Genomic DNA, 22205 nt, shown 5'->3' with positions numbered 1-22205 from the left:
GATTGCTCCACCGTTTTCTAGCTGCATGGCCAAGAAGTCGATGATCGCCCGGGATGTGAAGCGCAAGAAAATGGTGGAACGCTACGCAGCCAAGCGGACAGCCCTCATGGAGGCCTTCAACGTTGCAAACGATCCGATGGAGAGATTGGATATCCACAGAAAAATCCAAGCGCTGCCCCGCAACAGCGCTCCAAGCAGAGTCCGCAACCGTTGCTGGGCCACAGGTAAACCACGTGGCGTGTATCGCGATTTTGGGCTGTGCCGCAACCAGCTTCGCGAGCGTGCTCACAAAGGTGAGCTTCCCGGAGTGGTCAAGTCCAGCTGGTGAATAATGTCCGTTTATTCGGTGTGAACGGACTTCAATCACGTTAAAGAAAGAAGTTCTTTTAATTACTTCTTCAGTCAAGGGGAGGCTTCGGCCTCCCCTTTGTTATGGGCCTCCACCATGAAATGCCAAAATATGGATTGACAAAAGGACATAAGCCGTCGTGCAAGGACAGACACAGTCAATCTCATTTGATGGGCGCGAGATTCGATTGACCACTGGACGATTTGCCCCCCAGGCGGGCGGATCAGTGCTTGTTGAATGCGGAGACACCGCCGTCCTGGTCACCGCAACCCGCTCCGGCGGACGGGAGGGCATCGATTTTCTTCCCCTCATTTGTGACTACGAGGAGCGCCTCTACGCGGCGGGACGCATTCCGGGCAGTTTCCAAAGACGTGAAAGCCGGCCCCCGGAACGCGCAACGCTGACCGCCAGGCTGATCGACAGACCGATGCGGCCGCTATTTCCCAGCTGGATGCGCGATGACTTGCAGGTCGTGGCGACCTGTCTCTCCCTCGATGAGCGGGTTCCGGCAGACGTGCTGGCAGTGACGGGTGCCTCCATTGCGACCCTCCTGGCAAAAATCCCCTTTAACGGTCCGATGGCAGCCGTCAGGGTCGGCCTACTTGGCGACGACTTCGTGCTGAACCCCAGTTATCGAGAGATTGAACGCGGCGATCTAGATCTTGTGGTCGCCGGCACCCCGGACGGGGTGGTGATGGTGGAAGCAGGGGCGAACCAATTGCCGGAGGGCGATGTCATTGAAGCCATCGATTTCGGCTACGAGGCCATCTGTGAACTGATCAAAGCTCAGCAGTCGCTGTTGAAAGATCTCGGCATTGAACAAGTGAAATCCGAACCTCCGGAGGAGGATCAAACCATTCCTGCTTTCCTGAACAAGCAGTGCACCAAAGCGATTAGCGCCGTTCTCAAGAAGTTCGACCAGAGCAAGGAGCAACGCGACCAGGCCCTCGAAGAGGTGAAGAGCGCTGCGTCCGATGCAGTCGCAGCCCTTAAGGAGGATGACGCCGTTCGAAAGGCGGTTGCCGCCAGCCCGAAGCAACTAAGCAACAGTTTCAAGGCTCTTACCAAGAGCTTGATGCGCCAGCTGATTCTCAAGGACGGCAAACGGGTTGATGGGCGAAGCCTCGACCAGGTGCGACCAATCAATGCCATGGCAGGAGTGTTGCCCAGACGGGTCCACGGTTCTGGCCTGTTTCAACGGGGCCTCACCCAGGTTCTTTCAACAGCAACCCTGGGAACACCCAGTGATGCACAGGAGATGGATGACCTCCATCCCAACACCGACAAGACTTATCTCCACCACTACAACTTTCCTCCCTATTCCGTAGGCGAAACTCGTCCGATGCGCTCTCCTGGCCGTCGCGAGATCGGCCACGGCGCCCTGGCTGAACGAGCGATCGTCCCTGTCCTACCAGCCAAGGACACCTTCCCTTATGTGATCCGCGTTGTCAGCGAAGTGTTGAGTTCCAATGGCTCAACGTCCATGGGCTCTGTCTGCGGCAGCACTCTTTCACTGATGGATGCCGGCGTTCCTCTTAAGGCACCGGTGAGTGGTGCCGCGATGGGATTGATCAAGGAAGGAGATGAGGTCCGCATCCTCACGGATATCCAAGGCATCGAGGATTTCCTGGGTGATATGGACTTCAAAGTTGCCGGGACGGACAAGGGGATCACGGCCCTTCAGATGGATATGAAGATCACCGGTCTGGCGGTGAGCACTGTGGCGGAGGCCGTCAATCAAGCCCGACCGGCGCGTTTGCACATCCTTGAGAAGATGCTTGAGGCAATTCAGGCACCGCGCGATGTGCTTTCACCCCATGCCCCCAGATTGCTCAGCTTCCGCATTGATCCAGAACTGATCGGAACCGTGATCGGTCCAGGCGGACGGACGATCAAGGGGATCACGGAACGGACCAACACCAAGATCGACATCGAAGACAGCGGCATCGTCACAATTGCTTCCCACGACGGAGCTGCAGCAGAGGAAGCACAGCGCATCATCGAAGGCTTAACCCGCAAGGTGAATGAGGGTGAGCTGTTCCATGGATCCATCACGCGCATCATCCCGATCGGTGCCTTCGTTGAGATTCTTCCCGGGAAGGAGGGGATGATTCACATTTCCCAGCTCTCCGAAGCACGGGTGGACAAAGTGGAGGACGTTGTGAAAGTGGGCGATGAGGTGACGGTGCGGGTTCGCGAAATCGATAACCGCGGCAGGATCAATCTCACACTGAGGGGGGTCCCTCAAAACGGTGATGCGGGAGACCACGAGCCGATTCCGACTCCCGTGGCCCCACTGAGCTGAGTCAGACCGCGAAACCAGGGTCAATCTCTGCCATCGCCCGCGTTGCCCGATCTGTAAGGGCAGCGTGGGCTTTTCCATGACTGGCAATCAAACATCCCGCCTGCCTCACATCGCCTGTGTTGTAGAGCAGTTCAGCTTGATCAGCATGAGTGAAGCGCCCTCCTGCTGCGAGCAGGACCGCCTCAGGGGCAGCCATATCCCAATCCTTGGGTGCACTGCGTCCAGACAACGAGACATACAGATCGGTCTCACCTCTCAAAATTGTTGCCACTTTGCAGCCAACGCTGCCGACCGCCTTGGATCCACCCAACTGGAGTGCAGCAATCAACTGTTCGAGGCGATTGTCGCGATGACTGCGACTGGCAACAAGAATCAAATCGGACAAATCATGCCTCTCACTGAATCGAACGGGAGAGCGTTGTCCCTGCCTGTCTTCGCACCAGGCCGATTCGCCCACCAAACCGATCCAAAGCTCATCCGCCTCAGGCAGAAGCACCACACCAAGAACAGGGCGTTTGCCCTTCACCAGCGCCAGGTGCACTGCATATTCACCAGTGCCTTGCAAAAAATCCTTGGTCCCATCGAGGGGGTCAAGGATCCAGAGCCACTCGGCTGGCAGGGGCTGTCCCTCCGTGAGCTGCTCCTTGGCGGTCTCCTCGCTCAACAAGGTCCAACCTGCGTTCGGGAAGGCCCCCTTGAGGCCATCAAGCAACCATTGGTTGACTGCCAGGTCGGCTGCTGAAACAGGCCCCTCACCTCCGTCATCGACGCTCAACGCTTTTGGGAATCCGTGGGGAGGTTGTTCAGCACGTGCATAGGCACGCAGGATGTCGGCAGCTCCCCAACTGAGTGTCCGAAGCTGCTGCAACAGGGCGTCCATCGACACACCGGAGGGAAGGGCAGCAGAACTCGGCATGTTGGTCTAGGAGGGCGGGGCCATTGTGCTGCAACCCCAACCCCGGTGTTTCATGGGACTGTCAATCCCGTCTCAACCAGGACGCAGCATTCCCGAACCAATCTCCAAGGTCGCCTCGATATCGATCACCTTCGTCCTGGGAACCCAAATCAAGATCAGCAAGAAACCCGTCAAGACCCTGGGATGGTGAATCCTGAAGTTGCATTCTGCGAGCTCGACTCAACCAACTGCTAACAGTGCGATCATGTTCTGCAAATTTATTCACATAAATGCGTTCAGCTAGTGTGACAGACTCACCTCTCGAGATGCGCTTAAGGATGCCTTGAATCTTCAATCGGGTGGATGTTGTAAGCACAAGAAAGCAACGCTTTCAACATTGATAGTGAATTAACGAAGCCTTAGTGTCGCCAATCACACCAACTCAAGAGCCCTGTCAGGAACAGAGGAAAACTCAAATTTTCAGCTTGTTGACTGCTCAACAACCCAAGCTGTTGCAGCCTTTTGCCTGAAATACAATTCAACCAGCTGCTTAGCAAGATCCTTGAGCTCCTGCATGTCTCGGGTGTCATCAATGGCCCCATGCAGCCGCTGCATCTCAAACTGCTGGTGAAGTTTCACGTTCACGGGAAAAGCCCTGACTTCCAGGACCGTAACGAATCGTTGCAATCAACTTAGTAGTGATTTATGCCTATCTAGCGATTCGCAGACAATTCCGGCGATGATGCGATGGCGTCGAGATCAATCCTCGATCGGCTCGCGAACCTAGGGTTCAGTGGGTGTGATGAAGCGAATGCAGCGAGACGAGCCCTGTGGCGGCACCCTCTATCTCGTAGGAACACCAATCGGGCACCTCGGTGACCTCTCGCCTCGTGCCCGCAATCTTCTTGCTGCGGTAGATGTGATTGCCTGCGAAGACACCCGTCACAGTGGCCAGCTGCTCCAGAGCATCGGAGCTGTGGGACGCCGGCTGAGCTTTCATCAGCACAACACCCGCAACCGCCTGCCCCAGCTTCTGCAATTGCTCGTTGCGCGTCAGAGCCTTGCCGTGATCTGTGATGCGGGTTTGCCCGGAATCAGTGACCCTGGAGAAGAGCTCGCAGCTGCCGCACGCGAAGCCGGACACGAAGTAATTTGCATTCCTGGACCCTGTGCTGCCACTACAGCGCTAGTCAGCAGCGGCCTTCCCAGCGGGCGATTCTGTTTCGAAGGATTCCTCCCAACGAAAGGGCGTGAACGTAGGCAACGACTCGAACACATCGCAAAAGAACCGCGCACCTCTGTTCTGTATGAGGCTCCACACCGCCTGCTGAACCTCCTCCAGGACCTCATTCAAACCTGCGGATCCGAACGTCCCGTTCAGGTGGCCAGGGAGCTGACGAAACGCCACGAACAACACGTTGGTCCGACACTTGGGGCAGCCCTGCGGCATTTTCAAGCTCAGCGACCACAAGGAGAATGCACGCTGGTGCTGGGTGGTGCCCCGGATCTAGCAGGCCCAAAACTCACAGATGCTGAATTGATCAAGCGTTTACAGCGGCTGATCACCTCTGGAACGAAAGCCAGTGAAGCGGCCCGGCAGGTGGCCGAGGAAACGGGGCATCCCCGCCGTGAGCTCTATGACCTTCTGCACAGAGATAGCGCAGACTGAACCAACGATCATCGAGATCCATGCTGCTGCGACTGCGCCTGCTTCTGCTCAGCTTCGGGGGGGCAGTGATCCTCCTAGTCATCCTGTTTCTCGGATCGCAGAATTTGAACGAACGCCAAAGCGTCCGCTTTGCGTCCTTTCAGTCAATGCCTTTGCCGAGTGGAGTTCTCATCGGACTTTCGCTCGTGGTCGGCGTCTTTAGCGGAGGAAGTGCCGTCGCCTTGATCCTTCCCGATCAACGCAGCTAGACCGGCCCCCAATCGGTCTATTCAATCTCGATCAATGGCGATCAACGTCCCTTCAATCACCAGTCTGGTTATCCCCCGTGCCAACAGATAAGAACTCGTACGTTCAAACACACCGGTGTCCGGAACCTTTATCACCCGTTGGCTGCGGCCGCACTGACGTTTTGCAGTCCTCGGGCTACTAAACAGACACAGTCCGGTTCGTTCTAGTTCGGTGGCATCCAGGGGACCGAGTTCCGGAAAATCACGCAAAGGTTTGGGATCAAGTTCGACAACCTTGTCGACCAGCATGTAAACGCTTGACGGCAAAAGCCCGGAACTCAAGGGCTGAGCCTGGATTTCACGCCGATCAGTGAGATCACCAACATCCATCAGGGGCACAAGCTCCTGGAAGGCCCCCATCTCAGGAGTTGCGACATCCTCATCGTCTGACTCCTCTTCCGAGTCGTCGGCAAAGTCGTCAGCATCGTCGAGGGCAAGGGTCCCACTGCCCTGTTCTTCGTCTTCGGAAGCATCTGAACCTTGCTGAGAGGTGACAATAGGCACCTGCTGATCCGCTAAAGCATCCTGAGCTTGAGCCTCGGAATCAGGCTCAATCACCGATGGTGAGGATGCAACGGGCGTGGGTTCAACAGGGGAGGGCTCAACAGAAGCCTGCCCCTGACCGCCCTTTTGACGATTCAGTTTCAGGCTGGTGTACTCCGCCTCAGACAAAAGGCTTTTCACCGTTCTGCTGACGGTGTTTGGACTGCAGCCAAAGGCAGCAGCGAGCCCCGCAGTGGCTTCCCCACCGCGATACCGAACCACCAGCGCCTCCTTCTCATCTTCACTGAGGCGCCGAGGAGCCATCGAAGTCCAATGCACAGACTTCAACAGTAAGTCCGCTCCAGCCACACGCGCTCATCGACATTGACGTCTGCCAGAGTGGGTCTGTTGGCTCCCTTAGCTCAGCTGGATAGAGCAACTGCCTTCTAAGCAGTCGGTCGTTGGTTCGAATCCAACAGGGGGCGCTCGCCACATCAACTGGTTGCAGGAGAACACTGAGGCCTGGGCCGTTGGGTTCAACTTGGCTTGATGGATGCAACCACGACGCCTTGACCCAAACGACTGGAGAAGAGATGACGCCAGCTCCTCGAGACGCATGGGGAAAGCTGACGGCCAGCGCTGTTCAACCAGTAAGAACGACCAGTAAGAACGACCACCGGACGAAGCAATGCTCAAAGCGAACAGGCGAAGCCAATGTGATGACCAGCGACATCATGCTCAACACAACCGGCTGTCATCACTGAAGCGCTTCAAAAGCCAGCGCCAGGAGCTAAGTCATGGCCTGGCGTGATTGAGATTGACGCTGTCAAGCGATGCCATATCCAACCGCAGTCAATGATTTGAAGACGAACAGATCCATCAAGCAAAACCGGTTAGGAGAGCCGAGAACCATCATTTGATGCTCGATCGCCATCAAGACGATGATCGAAAAAGCCAGTAACTGCAGGGGCTAAAGCCTCAATCCCGATCGAAACTAAAAAAGAGGATGCAGCAATCCATTCCATCAGAATCAACCGCAGATTGAAAATCATCTTCCCACCAAAGGCTCAAAGCATTTCTCAAAACAGTTCATTAAATTCGCCATCGATATCGACATAGGGAACAACACCGACGATCCACTTGGTGGCTGAACCCCAGCTCGAACCGTCCAGCTGTTCCGAACCGAACGGATATCGGCATCCTCGAGGTGGAGACTTCAAGAGAGAGAGAGCACAACGAAGACGAGCAGCGAAACCCGAGCGAGAGATCCACCGATTCCGACGGCCGCCACCCCAGCCGAAAAACCGGCTTAAACGCTTAATGAGAGTGACAATCAATGCCAAATACCAGAGCATTTGGCGATGATTCCAATGGGCAACCTTTTCTAGTTGATCATGATTCTCAGGAGCAAATTTTTCCAATTGACGATGATTCTCAGCAGCAAATATACGTCGCGTAATGTTCGGCTTTCACCTGTACATTCCGGGCAAAAGTGATATATAAAGGAGGAGTCGTTTCCAGGAAGTTGGCCATGAATCCATCCACTACCACCACCCAGACCCCTCTCTCCATTGCAACAGGTCCTGCCGGTCGTGCCGTTGCGGAGCCTATGTCAGTCGAGATGCTTGACATGATGCAGGCTCACCTGAACATGGAGAGACAGTCGTCAGCTGCTTACTTCGCGGCGGCAGTTTGGTTCGCAGAGCGGGAACTCGTGGGGTTCGCCAACCATTTCCGCGATGAGGCCAAGCAGGAGCAGGAGCATTCCGCCAAATTCGCCGACTATCTGATCAGTCGCGGGCAGACAGTCGAACTAGACACACTTGAGCCCCCATGCCAGACATGGACTGGCGTGGAGGATGTGGTCGCCAATGTGTTCCTCATGGAAGCAGACGTGACCACCTCAGTGCTGCAGCTCTATGCGACCGCTGAACGGCTGAACGATGTGAGGTCGACGGTGTTCCTCGATGGAGTGATCGATGAACAGCGGCTTTCAGAACATGAGGCCGCCTATCTGCTGGGCCGTGTGAAATTTGCGGCAGGTCAACCTGCTGCACTGCTGATTATCGATGCGGAACTGCGAGAGGGAGAGGCCAAGCCCGCCAGTCTGCAGGGGTGAGTGAATCGCATTCACTTTTTCTTGATCAACAGGACCAGGGATGAGATCCCTGGTCCTGTTTTGCATAAAAGACAACATCGATCTGCAACTGCAAATCACGACAGAGAGAGGACAGCATCCACATCCAGACCGTTCTCAAAAGTGCTGAAGCCCGGCATTTGCTCTGACCATTCATCACTTCAGCGGGCGTAAAGATTTGATGAAGGGGAACACTGGGATCCAGTCCGATTAAGCGGCATCCTATCGCCGAACATCGACCGATGATCGTCTTACCAATCGCTATTTCTGCATAAAGCGTGGCATGAAACAACAACGAACTTCTAATCAATGCTTCGCAATGTCGTAGACGATGAATCCTTGAGGCGAAACTTAGAGTGCTTCTACGCTCACGATTACCAAAAGAAACTCTTTAGATTCATAATGAAACAATCAACCCAAGGTTAGTCAGCCTATTCAGATCGTCCCAAGCAGGTTCAAGTCATGCAGATTAACAGCCAACGGAATCAATCCTGACCAGTATCTTCAGGGCTCTTTCAAAAGTCTCAATCCAAGAGAGCAAACTCAGCAAAAAGTGAAGCAATTCATTCCAAAAATAAGCAAATTTCCGCCTTCCCTCTTAATCCTGACAAGCATGAGAGTAAAAAGCAAAATAGAACGATGCGTGCTGTTCACCAATGATGTCCTTCCAACCTCGATGCACCCTCAAAAACGGAACGACGATCCCAGCCATCGGACTCGGGACATGGAAATCAGAACGCCAGCTCGTGGGGAAGGCTGTGTGCGACGCCCTGAAAATCGGCTATCGGCATATTGATTGCGCTTCGATCTATGGCAATGAAACAGAAATCGGCGAAGCCATTGAATATTCTCGCAAAGCATTCAAGATCTCAAGAGACGACCTTTGGCTCACATCAAAATTGTGGAATGACTGCCACCAACCCGAATTTGTACGTCCAGCCTTGCTGCAGACGTTGCAGGACTTAAAGCTGGAGAGACTTGATCTTTATCTGATTCATTGGCCTGTCAGCCAACGGCATGGCATCAAAATCGCCAAGGAAGCCAACGAGCAGATCTCAAGAACAGAACTCCCGTTATCAGAAACATGGAAAGCCATGGAAGCCTTGGTTAAAGAAGGATTAATCCGAGAAATCGGAGTCTCTAATTTTAGTAGCAACAAATTACATGCCTTGATGAAATCAGCAACAATCCAACCATGCATGAATCAAGTCGAACGGCATCCGTACTTACAACAAACATCGCTGGTTTCAACCTGTGAACAATCTAAAATCGCCATTACCGCATACTCCCCACTCGGCTCTGGAGGGAGTAATAATCTCAACCTTCTTCAAGAGCCACTCATTCAAGACATCAGTGGTCAGTACAATTGCGCACCAGCCCAGGTGTTACTGGCATGGGGCCTTGCCAAGAACACAATTGTGATTCCAAAATCAATTCATCCACAACGGCTGCAGAGCAATTTAGACTCCATCAATATTCAACTTCAAAAAGACGACATCTCCCGAATCGACACACTAGAACGTCACCATCGCTTCAATGATGGCACTATCTGGGCGCTCAAAGATGGACATTACACATGCGCTTCTCTTTGGGACGATGATAACCCGAGCGTCGAATCGCAATAAAACCATTCAAATCAAGTCTCACATTGGGATCGACCCATTGAAACGGGGGAATCCACAGATCGTCCTTGCAACGCCCTTCTTGAACATGACACTTAGAGAGTGACAGTCAAAGGCAAACCTGAGAACCATCGCAACGTTCCAGGGCATCTGGCCAGTTCCTACTCAGGAACATCGGAACGCATCCCTTAGGCAAAACCATTCAAGACATCAGAGCCTTTCCAGCAAGGCTGAAAATAAATTGATTCCACATTCAGCAGCTGCGAAGACAATTTACTGTCCGCACCTAAGTCAATCATGAAACTGGCCCAAATGATGACGAGCCACCCAAGAAGAGGGTGGGGAAACACATTCTCTTGATTTTTAAAATGAATCTGACATTTCTGACGATCAAAAACAAGTCGTCTCAATCGATCACTTCAATTCTTATCTGAGCAGTGCCGTCATCATCCAAATCGAGGGCTTCGGCCGCTCCGTGGGCCAGATCAAACAACGTACCTTCCTTGTAAGGCTTGTGGTCATTGATCTCCACAATCACGCTTTCATTAGTGTCGAGCCGGGTCACCTTGACTTCGGTACCCATCGGTAAACTGCTGTGCGCGACTATCATGGTGGCCTCTTGGAGGACGTCGCCACTTGTGGTTTTCTGGCCGTAGCAACCAGGCCCGTACCAAAAGGCTGTCCCTCCTGAGATTGGTCCACCAACTTCTGCTCCTCCGACTGTGGTGTTTGCAACGAGTTCTTTGACTGAATTGGGGAGGGAATGGATATCGTCGTTTACATTGAGGTGGACTGATTACTGGCACAGCCACTAACGATCAGACTCATCACAACAGCCAAAAGTGCGCTGATTTGCTGGCAAACGCGCATCAGGAAGGAAGAAATCTTCTGCAGGCAATGCCAGAACACCTGAACAGCACATCATGTTGCTGCGAGGCCCGATTGTTTTGATTGGAATGATTGTGACCATACCGATCAAAACAATAGAGACACTCGTGATGCGATCAAAACATGAGGCTTTTTAGCGAATACTGAAGCATCAGCATTGCAGAAAGCACGACTGAGATCACGATCACATCAGTTCACAAGGCAATCGCTCACCCCATGAATCGACGTTGAACTGCCGCAAGCAGGTGATGGCCCCGCCTTAAGAAGGACTGCAGCAGGGTTGGACGCCCAACCTTGGCTGGCCGCTGGAGCACCGTTGCCTGGAGCTGTGGACCCGCGGGTTCATAACCATCGAAGGCAAGCAGTACATCCTGTGATCCCAAGAGATCTCTGGAAAGGATGCGAGGTGGCACCTGCGGGCCTAGGTGAGATTGGCCACGATTTCGCGCTGAAGACATGTCACCAATCCCTTCACTGACTCTTGTTCTGACGGTGCCGCGATGGAAAGACAGCAGAAAGAGATCTTTCTTTAACAGGCGATACTCACGGTGATTCATAATGAAGGAAATCTAAAGCTGGCCGTTATGACAACCGGTCCGTCATGCCCTCTACAGCTGGGAACACTCGATAGCCCTGACTACTGGACTGACGATGCGTTGATGGCAGCAGTTCGGCCTCTTTCAGCAGCAGAGCTGCATCGCATGGCGCTTGGTTCCAAGCAAAAACAACAGCAGACCCGACAGTTCCGTCAACACTTCCATCGTTAAATGATGCATTGGCACTGCCTGATCGCAGCGTGCCCTCCAGGTTTGGCGATTGCTGATCACGCTGGATGGCAAGGTCGCAACATGCGCCTTTGGGGCATCACTTCGATACGACCTACTAGGGGGCAACCATGGCCCGCATGCCACATCAAGGATCGCTCGACAGAAGGTCGAGACCATCTCAAGACAGATTCCAGGCAACGTTTTCGATCATTTTGTTTCAACGGCGACAGGCAAAGGACAGGGCCAGGATGAATGCTTGTTGGGTCTTAAAGACAGCCCCATCGTTTTTCTCGCTGTTGCTGGTTATCTTCTCCTGGCTTCAGCCATGTTGGCTGTATTAACCAGCAAACCTTCCAAAGTCTGATTGTTGGGGAGGGGGGCGTGCTTGGCGGCGGCCCCCCAACAGATCAGATCAGATTCAAAATGAGGCTCTGAAGAGACCTAGATCATATCTAGGTCTTTTTTTTTTCTCTGGAGAAAGCCTTCATGCTTCTTCTGATCAGGAAACGCTTCGGGTGTCAGCGATCACCGCTTGAGGAGACGGCAGTACGTAAGCCAACCCGCAATACCTCCCTCAGCTTCTTCCTTCGTGAGAGGGGGTAATCCAAGGAGTTTGACAGCCTCAGCGCGGCTAATCTCCAACCTTTCGTGCCGAACGCAGATTTCAAGCTCCTGCGCCTTCGTTAGAGAGCTTGCTGTTGTAGGAGCACAAGAGGCCACCCCATAAAGGAGTGCGAGAGTAGCGACACGTTGCAGGATGCGGAAATTCTGCATTGACATCATCCTGATAACAGCAAAGATGTTCAACAAGCAAACTCAACACTCATTGATTCAAAGAATCCCGAATTAAGATTCGGGTTGAGAATCAACGTTGACCGAACAACTCTTCCCAAGAGACGAGCTGGGATCGTGATGGATGGGGAGATTTGGAGGCGTGAGAGGTCTCACTTGCTTGGTCTTGTATATCCGTTGGCTGAATGTGCGGACGCAAGGGGCGACGTGGTGATCTGTTTTTCATGCAACTTGGACTAGTATGAGTTCGCGACCGTTTCTTCTGAATGGACCAGAGAAAGTGGTTTATTAATTATGGCGCCCTACAGGAGAGAACTCCTGGTGTGGAAACCGACCACAGACCATAGGCCTTCCTGCTCAGCAACGTTTTGGTCTAACCGAGGAGATTTTTAATCTTCAAGCACAGTGATGCCCATTGCCTGTTGTTCAAGATGCTCGGCGCGTTCAAGCACAGCTTTAAGAAGATCCTCTGGCTCAGGGCTGAAGCAGAATTGCTCCAAAATGTATGCCACATCGCGGCTTGCCGTCAGAACAGCAGGTGATACCTGATCCAGAGGTATCACCCGTGCTGACAGCCGTTTTGACCGGTCTGCTGCCCGTTGATGTTTTGCATTCTTTGCCATTTCACCATTCTCACTCCTCACAGACCTCATTCTGAGCCTTCCATCAAAAAATCGGGCGTTCGTGGAACCAGAGACCATCACGTCCGCCAAAGCCAGCGATCTGGGCCAGGCACCAATGTTCCGAGGAGGAAGCGGGGTGCGACAGTGCCTCCTTTGAGTCATCAAGACGTTGCCTGCTATGGCCTACGTATCCCCTCCGGCAGAAACGAGGCAGTGCACTTCCTGCGGACACACCTTGTCCCTTAATTTTTTCGGGCTAGATAAGTTTGAATGCAGACAATGCGAAGGAAAGCGGCTTGAAGCCAGGGAGGACATACCCATGGACGACGGCTAAAGAGCGTTGAAATCGCTGAACATCATGTGGTCATCCTTGATCAGACCAGTGACATTCTTCAACCGAGCAATAATCGAGCCATCAAAAACTATGTCAGTATTCTTACCTTGATCCTGCAGATCAATCGCCTTGGCTTCCGCGTCAAAAACAAGTTGATCATTTCGTTTTGAGAAATCCTTAATGATCACCAAAGACTGATCATCAGCTTCAATCCAGAACTGATCCTTCCCACGACCGCCTATGGATCGGTTCCGATCTCCACCCCCCGCGTAGAGGATGTCGTCACCACGGCGGCCTCTTAAAACATTGCTGACATTGTTGCCAATCAAAATGTCATCTGATTTTCCACCAGTGGCATTTTCAATCACGCAGAGACTGGCTGGCTCATCAAGAGTCTTTCCATCCCAGTCATGCGCGATGGTGAATCCACCAAAAATTCCATCCATACGACTTGGATATCCCCCTGCATCATCCGAACGATCCAGAGATGCATTGCGCAAATCGATCCTCACAGGCTGGCGCGCTTTTGAACCGTCGATCCGATCAACGCCGCCTGTGTCCCAGATACTCCTCCAACCTGTTCCCGTTTTATTTCTTGTCGGCAATCGATACACATTGGCACCGGACTCCGTTGAATCATTGATGCCATAGAGCCATTGCAATGCGGCCGTATCAAGCGCACCCGGGGTTTGCAGAAACCCATACGACTGAACGCTACTCGGGACCAATCCATTCTTGGCTCCCTTATCCACATAACTGAGCTGGGTCCAGGGGTGCGCGTTCTGACCAAAGTCTCCAGCATCACGAAACTCATTCGAGCGCCGACTCAATCCAGGAAAACGTGGCTGGCCATTGAGACCCAAATCATGGGGGTGTTTAAGGCCTAGTGCGTGACACAACTCATGCAAAAAAGTAATGCCATAAAAACTGCCTGACGAAATATCATGCTTGAACGTTCCATCTTTTTCCTGATAAAGAGACCAATTCAAGGCAACCAAGCCCTCATCAGAATCACTTCCAGGTGTATACGCAAACCCGAAACTCCCGGAGGATGATTTTTCATCAAGGTTATAAAACCAAATTTCGACTTCATCATCATTATCATCTCCACGATCAACGAACTGAATTCCTGAGACGCTGGAGATTGACTCCATGGCATCGTTCATCAGGCGCCTTTCATAATCACTCCACCCCCAGGATGGATAACCAGCAAATTCACCACCTGGTCGTCCGCGGGTATCACTAATAAAGGTATATCCAACAACTGAGTTATCAGATACCACTCCCCAGCGAAACCCGTCGGTCAGGCCATCAATCCACGGATTCCCGGAGCGGGGAACTTTGACAGGAACTTGGTAGCGCATTCTCTGGGATGGCTGGGAATAAGCCTCTACTGATCACCGTAGAAGCGATAGAAGCTCAACATGTCCGGTGACGCTAGTCCGACAAGACGCTTCGTTTCATCCCAAGCGTGGTTTTCTGCTGAGCTGGCATCAGGGGCTCTCCAATAGGCGACGCAAAGTGTCCGAATCCTGTCGTTGTGATGTTGTCGCAATTCAACCCTAACGAGCGTTGTGGCGCTCACCGCCATGCTGATCGCCTGAATCAGTTGCAACCAGGGACAGGTTCGATGGATCTTCAGAACCATCCTGGATGTGGGTCGCCCCATTGGTGGAGCGCCACCACAAAAACTCGTCAGCAATCAGGTGCTGTTCCAGACATCATCGGAGACGAACACATCAAGCGTCGATGCAGACCCCTCGCCCGATCAATGACCCAGGCAATGGCCTGGTGTTTCTGGTGGCCATCCTCCTGACTGCCTTTCTGTTGCTTGGCCAAGCCCTTTTCATTGTTCCTGCCGGCAAGGTGGCTGTGGTCACCACCCTTGGCAAAGTCAGCGGAAACTCAAGACTTCCAGGTCTCAATCTGAAAATTCCGTTTGTGCAGGCGGTCTCACCGTTTGACGTCCGTACCCAGGTAAAACCAGAAGAGTTCGCCACACTGACCAAAGACCTTCAGGTCATCGAAGCAACAGCCACAATCAAATATGCGGTTCGTCCCGATGAGGCTGGCAGGATTTATCGGACGATCGCCAGTAGTGACAGAGAAATTTACCCACGAATCATCCAACCTTCCCTTCTGAAAGCCTTGAAATCGGTGTTTTCCCAGTATGAGTTAGTGACAATTGCCACGGAGTGGAACGACATTTCCGCCCTTGTGGAACGAACCGTCGCAGATGAATTGAACAAATTTGATTATGTGGAAGTGCGTGGATTGGATCTAACGGGCCTCCAGATTGCAGAGGAGTACCGAGCGGCCATTGAACAGAAGCAAATTGCAGAACAGCAGTTGCTGCGCGCACAAACGGAAGTGAAAATTGCCGAACAGGAAGCCCTTCGCTATGAAACCCTGAATCGCAGTCTCGATGATCAGGTCTTATTCAAGTTGTTCCTTGACAAATGGGATGGGCAGACGGAAGTGGTGCCGGCCCTTCCCGGGAACGCTGGTGGCACACCTCCTGTGATCGTGGGGCGACGCAGCTGAAATACCGCCGCTCGTGATTGCCAAACAGGACAAGCCGCTCCGAAAGAGCCGGCAACTCGATCAGTTGCATCGCAGCTTTGATGACGATGCTCGGCTCAACGAGTCGTTTCTGGTGCTCACGATCGGCGCCAGCTTGATTGCCACCATGGGCCTTGTTGCCAACAGCACTGCCGTTGTTATCGGGGCCATGGTGGTAGCCCCATGGATGCTCCCTCTTCGAACCGCTGTCTTCGCGATCCTTGTTGAAGACTGGAGACTGGTGGGCCGCTCTCTGAGAACCCTGGCCATCGGTGCAGGGATGTGTTTAACAGTCGCACTCACCCTTGGGCTGGGTGCCCATAACAAGGGCTTGCTGGTCCAGGGGTTCTTTCAGACCGAAATCATCAGTCGTGCAGAGCCCTCCGTCCTTGATCTCGGCATTGCCGTTGTGGCAGGAATCGTGGCCACTTACGCCAAGTTGCGGCCCTCGGCAGTGGGTTCGATGGCGGGAACCGCCATCTCTGTCGCCCTTGTCCCTCCTGTGTGCGTGATGGGGCTGCTCATTGCGTCCCGTGACTGGATCCATGCCAGGGGAGCGGGGCTGCTCTTCGGGGCGAACTTGATTGGGATTCTGATGGGAGGGATGGCTGTTCTTGCCATCAGTGAGCCTTACTTACGGCAGCGGCTGCTCAGAAGCCGATACAGCAAAGGTGCTGTTATCGGTGCATGTGCCATTGGTTTCTGGATGATGATTCCTCTACTGGATGGCTCCAGGCAACTCAAACAAGCCATCAGAACACCATTGCAAGTGCATCTCCAAAAAGAAGAGCGATTGAAACGCGAACAACTCCAGCAAGATATTGAGTCCATGATTGCTGATTTTTTAACCCGCAAGACGATTACCTTCAGCGCAAATCTTGCAAGCGTCAAACTTAATCTCGATCAACCCGGTGGAAACAAACCAATTGATATTGTTGTTTATGCAACCGATCCACGACAACCCACCTACAAGCAAGTCGAAGATGTGCAGAAACTAATCAACGAGAAAATAGGCGATCCATTGTCTTACAACTTCGTATTAAGCGTTCAACGCGTCTATGTCACGCAAGTGACTGGCAAAGAACCGATCAATCTCTATACCTATCAGGCTGAAACGGCATCTCTCCAGGAGAAGTTGAATGCCCTTGAAGAGCAGCTGCGCAGTCTTCAACCGTCCGAATCCGAAGAGGATACTAATCCCAACTGAACCCTCCACACGCATTGAGGGATTCAGTGGTGCAGATCACTCAAGAGGCTTTGCGAAACCGCATCAACCCCCAACTCAAATGTCCTTGTTGACCACCCTCAATCCAGTGTCCAAGACCTATCTCCATCCGATCGAGATAGCCAGAGCTAATACTCCGCTCAAGCTCAACACGGCGGCTCATGGTCTCTTCACGAACGCGGCTGTAATGACGAATCAGCATCGAAGTGCGTTCATCCCAGAGTTCCCTGGTCAAACCCACAGCTTTTCCCCAGGTGAGATAGGAACCTGGTGAGGCTAAATCGGGGAGGTGGATACGATCGAGAATGGGTTGCAGACGATCCATTGCAACGCCATCAGCAGCCATTGGATCGGTAAACACAAAACAACCACCAGGCTTCAGCAATCGCGACACTTCGGCCAACACACGTGCTCGATCGCCCGCATGGAGGATTGCATCCTGACTCCAGATCAAATCGGCAGAGTGATCGTCGAGAGGGACGTCTTCAAATGAAGCATCATGGACCGTGATTCGATTTGAACAACCAATCTCTTGATTGAGGCGTCGATGACGCTGATTTTCAACACTGGAAATGTTGACTGCGTGAACAGGCCTAGAGCTCAGGCGAGACAGCCGACGGGAAGCACCGCCATAGCCCGAGCCAAGATCCACAACAACACCACCTTCGGGAAGGGACGTTGCAAGCCTTAAAAGGGTTTCAACAGTACGTTCACTGGCTGTTGCGATATCTTCATTCTCAGATTCATACAAACCAATATGAATATCTTGTCCACCCCAAACCAACTCATAGAACTGATCGGCATCTCTGCTGTTGTAGTAATCAGCGGCGACCGTATCTGCGGAAGTTGAATTCATTCTCACCACCTTTTTCAATGCATGGTGGTGTCGACATCGAAGCGGTACTCCTTCTCCGCAACATGAATGTAAAAATCTGGATTCTCAAAGTCCCGCTGATAATCGCCAAAGCTAGTTATCTTCTGAAAACCAACCTCAGACATCAAACGCCTCACATAACCATAGCGCAGGGGAAACATATTCAAATGGTAAGTACTGCTGTCGCTGAAGGCATAGCGAAAACGTGCCAGGCCTTCATCCACATGTTCGGGCGCAACCTCTACATCCTCACCACAATAAACATTACCCTTTCCATTTCGTACTGCTCCGCCCCCTTCAAGAAGTCGATCATAATTACGATGATCCATAATCAAAACGCCATTATGCTTTAGAACCGCATAATATTCAGCAAGTGATTTACGGCGATCACGCTCTTTAAACAAGTGCGTAAACGAATTCCCAAGACAAATAACTGCATCGAATAAGCCGTGAATATCACGATTCAGAAAACGCCAATCCGCCTGCGCGGTCCTCAACAGCAGGTCTCGATTACGGGCATTTCGAAATGCTCTGGCGAGCATGTTGGGATTTCCATCTGCACTGACCACATCAAACCCTTCTCTCAACAAGCGGACGGAGTGAAATCCCGTACCGGTCGCGACATCCAAAACAGATCGAGCGCCATGCTCCCGCAAAATACGAATAAAGAAGTCTCCTTCAGCCTGTGCACGAGCGTCCCAATCAATCAGCCGATCCCAACGATCTGCAAATTCTTCAATGTATTCCGCCTGATAGTGATCAGTTTCTCGAACAGTCTCAGGTGAAGCACCGAAATTCTGATTATCCCCTTGCGTCGAAGAGGAATAGTCTTGGATTGAAGTCATAGCAATCTGGCCCGATGTTTACCTTGATTCACAGCTGATTGCACATGGCCTAAGCCATGACTCAAGGGACAGATGCGAATAAAACCTGAAGATCGTTGACATCAAGCAGGTCTTGTCTGGACCTTATCAACGAAAATCAAAACCGTCAGCAATGGACATAATTGATCACAGGGTCCTGCCTCGTCCCTTGCGCATATGTTGCAAGGGAATGGGTCAGAACAATCAACAGCATCTGATGTCTTTATTAAAACCCGACCCTCAACACACACGACCCGTACGATCAATGGATTGAATGCAGATCGGGATGGAAGCGTTAATCCAGATCCGCAATCTCTGGAAAATCTTTGAATCGCACCAGCCTGAAAACCGCCGTCAAGCTTCAGATATTGAGCTTGATGCCTTAGGTCGTCTTCCAGGCAATCGTGTGGCCGTCAAGGAAGTCTCCCTTTCTGTTGGCGCAGGGGAGATCTTTGTTGTGATGGGACTCTCCGGTTCAGGGAAATCGACACTGCTGCGGATGATCAACGGCCTGATTTCGCCTACGGCGGGAACCGTTGAGATCGAAGGCCGTGGACTCGACGCCTTACGCGGGCAAGATCTGCTGGCCATGCGTCGAAGCACGATGGCCATGGTGTTTCAATCCTTTGCCCTGTTCCCCCAACGGACAGCTCTGGAGAACGCTGCCTTTGGGCTTGAAGTTGCCGGTGTGCCTCGAAGACAGAGATTGCAACGGGCTGAGCAGGCACTAACACGCGTTGGATTGGGCCAGGACCTACAGCGTCGGCCGAGCGAGCTTTCTGGCGGGATGCGCCAGCGGGTCGGACTGGCACGGGCGCTTGCCTTGGATCCACCCATCCTTCTGATGGATGAAGCCTTCTCAGCTTTGGATCCGCTGATCCGTCGCGATATGCAGGATCTTTTGATCGATCTTCAACGCGAACATCGCCGCACGATCGTGTTCATCTCCCACGATCTGGATGAAGCGGTCCGACTTGGAGACCGGATTGCTCTGATGCAAGACGGACGCCTTCTTCAATGCGGAACCGCTGAAGACCTGCTGTGCAGCCCCTCTTCATCGGCGGTTTCCACGTTTTTCGACGCGGTTGATCCCACGGCCGTCATCAGTGTGGGGGCAATCGCTGAACCCGCCTCGGTGCCGCTTCAGATCCATCCAGACGATTCAATCGCGCCGCGGCTGTCAGCCTCGACCCTGATCAAGGATGCAATCCCGATCGTGGCATCCGCACAAGCAGCCATCCCTGTGTTGGATGACAACAAGCAGGTCATCGGCATGGTTGATCCAAGGGCGATCCTCCGTTCGCTCCAGCGCCGATGACAGATCTCATCTCCCCCTTCTTTGGGCAATCCAGCATGGTGGCCACGGCCGCTGATGCGGTAGTGGCCTGGCTGCTGCTGAACGGAGTACTTCTCTTTGACGGGATCAATGCACTGATCCTTGGCTTTGCAGAGGTGTGCGAACTGCTGCTAATGGCTCCATCACCACTTCTGATGGCGGTCTTGGTTGCCTGTGTGGGCTTCTGGCGTGTCAGCGGCGGCTTCGCATTGCTCTGTTTGGTCGGGCTCAATCTTGTTGTCGTCATGGGGCTTTGGGAGCCCATGGTGAGCACCCTGGCCCTGGTCTTGGCCGCATCGCTTCTGGCCCTGTTGATCGGTCTTCCCCTTGGCGTGTTGGGAGCCCGTCAGCGCTGGGCCTGGCAGCTCACTCGTCCAATGCTGGATCTCATGCAGACGATGCCGGCATTTGTTTACTTGATCCCGGCCGTGATGCTGTTTGGAACCGGAGCCGTTCCAGCGATCATCGCCACGCTGATTTTCTCCATGCCACCCGTTGTTCGACTCACTGTTCTGGGAATCCGCCAGGTGCCGGAAGATCTCATTGAAGCCGGCCGCTCCTTCGGGTGCTCGGAGTGGCAACTCCTCCAGAAAGTGCAGCTGCCCAATGCTTTGCCAACGGTGATGACCGGTGTGAACCAAACGATCATGCTGGCTCTGTCCATGGTGGTAATCGCCTCGATGATCGGAGGTGGAGGACTGGGCGATGTGGTGCTTCAAGGCATCCAGCAGCTGAACATCGGCCTTGGTTTTGAGGGAGGGATCGCTGTGGTGATTCTTGCTGTGATCCTCGACCGTCTCACCCAGAGCTTGAGTGCTCCCCCGCCACGAGCTCTACCTGAACGCATCAGATCAATCGTTGACCTCTGGAGGATTCGATGAGCCCATGGAAACGGTGGCGTCGCAGGGGCGTTCTCCTCGCAGGCGTGGGGTTAGCGGGTGTCACCCTTCGAAATCTGTCCAAACATGGCGCAAAGCGCACCACAGAGTCCAAACCGTTCGAACCCTCAACGGCATCGACAGTCATTTCGTCTGAGTTCAAAGGGCCCCTGCGATTGGGTTGGACAGATTGGGACGATGCACGGGTCGTCAGCAAGATGGTCGCCCAACTGATCGAGACCCAGTTCCAGCTCCCGGTGGAGCTGATCAAAGCCGATATCGGGATTCAGTACGAGTCGTTGGCCAGGGGTGACCTGGAATTGATGGTGATGGCCTGGTTGCCGATGACCCACCGCGGCTATTGGGAAAAACAATGGAAGCGGGTCTTGGATCTTGGTCCGATGTACACCGGCAAACTTGGCTGGATCGTTCCTGACTACGTGCCGGAATCGGCATTGAACAGTGTTGAGCAACTACAGGATCCCGCGATCGCAAACCAATTCAGCAATCGGGTTCAGGGCATTGAACCTGGATCTGGCCTCAATCAGGCGTCTCTCAAAGCTCTTCAGGCCTACGGCCTGCCTGATCTGGAGCTTGTCGCGTCCAGCAGCGCCGCTATGGCTGCGGTCGTCGCCAAGGCTATCGCCGATCAGCGTTGGCTCATTGCCACAAGCTGGACACCCCATTGGATGTTTGCTCGATACGGGCTGCGCTTCCTCGACGACCCAAAAGGGGTGTTCGGAGGAACGGAGCGCATCCATGCTCTGGCGCGATTCGGACTCGACAGACAAGCGCCGGAGATCACAGCTTTTCTCAGTCGCTTTCAGTTACCGGAGCAAGACCTGGACGCACTGTTGCTCGAGGTTGAGGAAAGCTCTGCGGATGAGGCCGTGAAGCGCTACATCGATGCTCATCCCGAGCGCGTGCGCTACTGGGTGACCGGACAGATCTAAGCGGATCATTTGCGAGTCAGGATGACCCAAAGAGCATGGATCACTGCAGCAGGCCACATCCCAAACAGCAGGGGAAATCCGAGTCCACCGAAGGCGAATAAGTAGATCACCAGATTGATCCAGAAGGGAGGTTTGAAGCCAACTTGTGTGAAGACCCCTAGCGGTGGCACAAACAGGGCAATGATGATTCGAAAAATGTCTCCGCAGGTCATCGCTCAGGCTTGGGCCGATGGCGTTCTGGTAGCAAATACGACCATTTCCTGCAGATGATTAGATCTTTGCCCTGGCCAAAAACACAGAAGCTTCTCTGTTTTCAGCTGCATTTCAGAGCTGCTTAACAAACCTTTCACTCCACGAAAAAGC

At 53.1% G+C, this 22205-nt stretch carries 28 protein-coding genes and 1 tRNA gene; 15 read left to right on the top strand and 14 right to left on the bottom strand.

All coding sequences use genetic code 11. The features are described 5' to 3' along the window. The first annotated feature begins 25 nt into the window (after positions 1-25). Together rpsN and SIB64_RS05725 are read left to right on the top strand one after the other, a co-directional pair. Entirely contained in the window at positions 26-328 is a 303-nt protein-coding gene (gene rpsN / locus SIB64_RS05730) for a 30S ribosomal protein S14 (protein WP_413442312.1), read from the top strand. 160 nt (positions 329-488) lie between these two features. Further along, entirely contained in the window at positions 489-2654 is a 2166-nt protein-coding gene (locus tag SIB64_RS05725; protein WP_413442311.1) for a polyribonucleotide nucleotidyltransferase, read from the top strand. A gap of 1 nt (position 2655) precedes the next feature. Here SIB64_RS05725 and SIB64_RS05720 read toward each other — a convergent pair whose 3' ends face one another. Both SIB64_RS05720 and SIB64_RS05715 read right to left on the bottom strand, forming a co-directional pair. Further along, the gene (locus SIB64_RS05720; protein ID WP_413442310.1) at positions 2656-3570 is read right to left on the bottom strand and encodes a 3'(2'),5'-bisphosphate nucleotidase CysQ family protein; all 915 of its coding nucleotides are present in this window, start codon (positions 3568-3570) and stop codon (positions 2656-2658) included. A 61-nt stretch (positions 3571-3631) separates the two neighbouring features. Beyond that, positions 3632-3775, bottom strand: coding sequence for a hypothetical protein (locus tag SIB64_RS05715; protein WP_413442309.1), 144 nt, complete (start codon positions 3773-3775; stop codon positions 3632-3634). 585 nt (positions 3776-4360) lie between these two features. Between SIB64_RS05715 and rsmI the strand changes: the two genes are divergently transcribed. After that, entirely contained in the window at positions 4361-5218 is an 858-nt protein-coding gene (gene rsmI / locus SIB64_RS05710) for a 16S rRNA (cytidine(1402)-2'-O)-methyltransferase (RefSeq protein ID WP_413442891.1), read from the top strand. Between the two features lie 20 nt (positions 5219-5238). Further along, positions 5239-5466 carry a hypothetical protein gene (locus tag SIB64_RS05705; RefSeq protein ID WP_413442308.1) on the top strand — a complete coding sequence of 76 codons (228 nt, stop codon included), beginning with the start codon at positions 5239-5241 and terminating at the stop codon, positions 5464-5466. A gap of 21 nt (positions 5467-5487) precedes the next feature. On the opposite strand, the gene SIB64_RS05700 is transcribed toward SIB64_RS05705, so the two are convergent. Next, positions 5488-6312 (bottom strand): helix-turn-helix domain-containing protein, encoded by an 825-nt coding sequence (locus SIB64_RS05700; RefSeq protein WP_413442890.1) that lies wholly within the window; start codon positions 6310-6312, stop codon positions 5488-5490. Between the two features lie 87 nt (positions 6313-6399). On the opposite strand from SIB64_RS05700, the gene SIB64_RS05695 reads away from it, so the two are divergent. Continuing rightward, a tRNA-Arg gene (locus tag SIB64_RS05695) sits at positions 6400-6473 on the top strand. 45 nt (positions 6474-6518) lie between these two features. Beyond that, positions 6519-6752, top strand: coding sequence for a hypothetical protein (locus tag SIB64_RS05690; protein ID WP_413442307.1), 234 nt, complete (start codon positions 6519-6521; stop codon positions 6750-6752). Positions 6753-6881: 129 nt separating this feature from the next. On the opposite strand, the gene SIB64_RS05685 is transcribed toward SIB64_RS05690, so the two are convergent. Both SIB64_RS05685 and SIB64_RS05680 read right to left on the bottom strand, forming a co-directional pair. Further along, positions 6882-7040, bottom strand: coding sequence for a hypothetical protein (locus SIB64_RS05685; protein ID WP_413442306.1), 159 nt, complete (start codon positions 7038-7040; stop codon positions 6882-6884). Between the two features lie 27 nt (positions 7041-7067). Then, entirely contained in the window at positions 7068-7208 is a 141-nt protein-coding gene (locus SIB64_RS05680; protein ID WP_413442305.1) for a hypothetical protein, read from the bottom strand. Positions 7209-7519: 311 nt separating this feature from the next. Between SIB64_RS05680 and SIB64_RS05675 the strand changes: the two genes are divergently transcribed. After that, a complete protein-coding gene (locus SIB64_RS05675; RefSeq protein WP_413442304.1) occupies positions 7520-8107 on the top strand; it encodes a ferritin in 588 nt (195 codons plus the stop codon). A 674-nt stretch (positions 8108-8781) separates the two neighbouring features. Next, complete coding sequence (locus SIB64_RS05670) at positions 8782-9750, top strand: aldo/keto reductase (RefSeq protein WP_413442303.1); 969 nt, start codon at positions 8782-8784, stop codon at positions 9748-9750. Between the two features lie 403 nt (positions 9751-10153). Here the strand turns inward: SIB64_RS05670 and SIB64_RS05665 are convergent, their stop codons facing one another. Continuing rightward, complete coding sequence (locus tag SIB64_RS05665; protein WP_413442889.1) at positions 10154-10441, bottom strand: septal ring lytic transglycosylase RlpA family protein; 288 nt, start codon at positions 10439-10441, stop codon at positions 10154-10156. Positions 10442-10844: 403 nt separating this feature from the next. Then, the gene (locus tag SIB64_RS05660) at positions 10845-11192 is read right to left on the bottom strand and encodes a hypothetical protein (RefSeq protein WP_413442302.1); all 348 of its coding nucleotides are present in this window, start codon (positions 11190-11192) and stop codon (positions 10845-10847) included. Positions 11193-11219: 27 nt separating this feature from the next. Here SIB64_RS05660 and SIB64_RS05655 point away from each other — a divergent pair, with 27 nt between their 5' ends. Further along, positions 11220-11402, top strand: coding sequence for a hypothetical protein (locus SIB64_RS05655; protein ID WP_413442301.1), 183 nt, complete (start codon positions 11220-11222; stop codon positions 11400-11402). A gap of 49 nt (positions 11403-11451) precedes the next feature. Next, a complete protein-coding gene (locus SIB64_RS05650) occupies positions 11452-11766 on the top strand; it encodes a hypothetical protein (protein WP_413442300.1) in 315 nt (104 codons plus the stop codon). A 161-nt stretch (positions 11767-11927) separates the two neighbouring features. Here the strand turns inward: SIB64_RS05650 and SIB64_RS05645 are convergent, their stop codons facing one another. The 4 genes from SIB64_RS05645 to SIB64_RS05630 all read right to left on the bottom strand — a co-directional run bounded on the left by SIB64_RS05645 (position 11928) and on the right by SIB64_RS05630 (position 14820). Then, positions 11928-12176, bottom strand: coding sequence for a hypothetical protein (locus SIB64_RS05645; protein WP_413442299.1), 249 nt, complete (start codon positions 12174-12176; stop codon positions 11928-11930). A gap of 407 nt (positions 12177-12583) precedes the next feature. After that, positions 12584-12817, bottom strand: coding sequence for a hypothetical protein (locus SIB64_RS05640; protein ID WP_413442298.1), 234 nt, complete (start codon positions 12815-12817; stop codon positions 12584-12586). 330 nt (positions 12818-13147) lie between these two features. Next, positions 13148-13981, bottom strand: coding sequence for a M10 family metallopeptidase C-terminal domain-containing protein (locus SIB64_RS05635; RefSeq protein ID WP_413442297.1), 834 nt, complete (start codon positions 13979-13981; stop codon positions 13148-13150). 560 nt (positions 13982-14541) lie between these two features. Next, on the bottom strand, positions 14542-14820 hold the full coding sequence (locus SIB64_RS05630) for a hypothetical protein (protein ID WP_413442296.1): 279 nt from the start codon (positions 14818-14820) through the stop codon (positions 14542-14544). An 80-nt stretch (positions 14821-14900) separates the two neighbouring features. On the opposite strand from SIB64_RS05630, the gene SIB64_RS05625 reads away from it, so the two are divergent. Next, positions 14901-15695, top strand: a complete 795-nt coding sequence (locus SIB64_RS05625) for a prohibitin family protein (protein WP_413442295.1) — start codon at positions 14901-14903, stop codon at positions 15693-15695. Positions 15696-15708: 13 nt separating this feature from the next. After that, positions 15709-16920 carry a DUF389 domain-containing protein gene (locus SIB64_RS05620; protein WP_413442294.1) on the top strand — a complete coding sequence of 404 codons (1212 nt, stop codon included), beginning with the start codon at positions 15709-15711 and terminating at the stop codon, positions 16918-16920. A gap of 40 nt (positions 16921-16960) precedes the next feature. Here the strand turns inward: SIB64_RS05620 and SIB64_RS05615 are convergent, their stop codons facing one another. Together SIB64_RS05615 and SIB64_RS05610 are read right to left on the bottom strand one after the other, a co-directional pair. Beyond that, positions 16961-17794 (bottom strand): SAM-dependent methyltransferase, encoded by an 834-nt coding sequence (locus tag SIB64_RS05615; protein ID WP_413442293.1) that lies wholly within the window; start codon positions 17792-17794, stop codon positions 16961-16963. A 14-nt stretch (positions 17795-17808) separates the two neighbouring features. Beyond that, on the bottom strand, positions 17809-18657 hold the full coding sequence (locus SIB64_RS05610) for a class I SAM-dependent methyltransferase (protein WP_413442292.1): 849 nt from the start codon (positions 18655-18657) through the stop codon (positions 17809-17811). Between the two features lie 292 nt (positions 18658-18949). Here SIB64_RS05610 and SIB64_RS05605 point away from each other — a divergent pair, with 292 nt between their 5' ends. Genes SIB64_RS05605 through SIB64_RS05595 form a run of 3 tightly spaced genes read left to right on the top strand, consistent with a single transcriptional unit; the run spans position 18950 to position 21842 of the window. Next, entirely contained in the window at positions 18950-19993 is a 1044-nt protein-coding gene (locus tag SIB64_RS05605; RefSeq protein WP_413442291.1) for an ATP-binding cassette domain-containing protein, read from the top strand. Beyond that, complete coding sequence (locus tag SIB64_RS05600) at positions 19990-20892, top strand: ABC transporter permease (protein ID WP_413442290.1); 903 nt, start codon at positions 19990-19992, stop codon at positions 20890-20892. Before SIB64_RS05605 ends, SIB64_RS05600 begins: the two co-directional genes overlap by 4 nt. Further along, the gene (locus SIB64_RS05595; RefSeq protein ID WP_413442289.1) at positions 20889-21842 is read left to right on the top strand and encodes a glycine betaine ABC transporter substrate-binding protein; all 954 of its coding nucleotides are present in this window, start codon (positions 20889-20891) and stop codon (positions 21840-21842) included. Before SIB64_RS05600 ends, SIB64_RS05595 begins: the two co-directional genes overlap by 4 nt. Before the next feature lie 5 nt (positions 21843-21847). Here SIB64_RS05595 and SIB64_RS05590 read toward each other — a convergent pair whose 3' ends face one another. Continuing rightward, positions 21848-22054, bottom strand: a complete 207-nt coding sequence (locus tag SIB64_RS05590; protein WP_413442288.1) for a YqaE/Pmp3 family membrane protein — start codon at positions 22052-22054, stop codon at positions 21848-21850. Between the last annotated feature and the right edge of the window lie 151 nt (positions 22055-22205).

Origin of the sequence: Synechococcus sp. MIT S1220 (genome assembly GCF_047303025.1) — a bacterium.
Lineage (GTDB): Bacteria > Cyanobacteriota > Cyanobacteriia > PCC-6307 > Cyanobiaceae > Parasynechococcus.
This window is presented reverse-complemented; position numbering and strand designations above follow the sequence as displayed.

Coding starts and splice junctions, on each gene's coding strand:
- SIB64_RS05625 (WP_413442295.1), top strand. CDS start 14,901: ATGCAGACCCCTCGCCCGATCAATGACCCAGGCAATGGCCTGGTGTTT.
- SIB64_RS05645 (WP_413442299.1), bottom strand. CDS start 12,176: ATGCAGAATTTCCGCATCCTGCAACGTGTCGCTACTCTCGCACTCCTT.
- SIB64_RS05595 (WP_413442289.1), top strand. CDS start 20,889: ATGAGCCCATGGAAACGGTGGCGTCGCAGGGGCGTTCTCCTCGCAGGC.
- SIB64_RS05655 (WP_413442301.1), top strand. CDS start 11,220: ATGACAACCGGTCCGTCATGCCCTCTACAGCTGGGAACACTCGATAGC.
- SIB64_RS05675 (WP_413442304.1), top strand. CDS start 7,520: ATGAATCCATCCACTACCACCACCCAGACCCCTCTCTCCATTGCAACA.
- SIB64_RS05605 (WP_413442291.1), top strand. CDS start 18,950: ATGCAGATCGGGATGGAAGCGTTAATCCAGATCCGCAATCTCTGGAAA.
- SIB64_RS05715 (WP_413442309.1), bottom strand. CDS start 3,775: ATGCAACTTCAGGATTCACCATCCCAGGGTCTTGACGGGTTTCTTGCT.
- SIB64_RS05700 (WP_413442890.1), bottom strand. CDS start 6,312: ATGGCTCCTCGGCGCCTCAGTGAAGATGAGAAGGAGGCGCTGGTGGTT.
- SIB64_RS05705 (WP_413442308.1), top strand. CDS start 5,239: ATGCTGCTGCGACTGCGCCTGCTTCTGCTCAGCTTCGGGGGGGCAGTG.
- SIB64_RS05590 (WP_413442288.1), bottom strand. CDS start 22,054: ATGACCTGCGGAGACATTTTTCGAATCATCATTGCCCTGTTTGTGCCA.
- SIB64_RS05640 (WP_413442298.1), bottom strand. CDS start 12,817: ATGGCAAAGAATGCAAAACATCAACGGGCAGCAGACCGGTCAAAACGG.
- SIB64_RS05615 (WP_413442293.1), bottom strand. CDS start 17,794: ATGAATTCAACTTCCGCAGATACGGTCGCCGCTGATTACTACAACAGC.
- SIB64_RS05610 (WP_413442292.1), bottom strand. CDS start 18,657: ATGACTTCAATCCAAGACTATTCCTCTTCGACGCAAGGGGATAATCAG.
- rpsN (WP_413442312.1), top strand. CDS start 26: ATGGCCAAGAAGTCGATGATCGCCCGGGATGTGAAGCGCAAGAAAATG.
- SIB64_RS05660 (WP_413442302.1), bottom strand. CDS start 11,192: ATGAATCACCGTGAGTATCGCCTGTTAAAGAAAGATCTCTTTCTGCTG.
- SIB64_RS05685 (WP_413442306.1), bottom strand. CDS start 7,040: ATGATTTTCAATCTGCGGTTGATTCTGATGGAATGGATTGCTGCATCC.
- rsmI (WP_413442891.1), top strand. CDS start 4,361: ATGCAGCGAGACGAGCCCTGTGGCGGCACCCTCTATCTCGTAGGAACA.
- SIB64_RS05630 (WP_413442296.1), bottom strand. CDS start 14,820: ATGGGGCGACCCACATCCAGGATGGTTCTGAAGATCCATCGAACCTGT.
- SIB64_RS05600 (WP_413442290.1), top strand. CDS start 19,990: ATGACAGATCTCATCTCCCCCTTCTTTGGGCAATCCAGCATGGTGGCC.
- SIB64_RS05670 (WP_413442303.1), top strand. CDS start 8,782: ATGATGTCCTTCCAACCTCGATGCACCCTCAAAAACGGAACGACGATC.
- SIB64_RS05720 (WP_413442310.1), bottom strand. CDS start 3,570: ATGCCGAGTTCTGCTGCCCTTCCCTCCGGTGTGTCGATGGACGCCCTG.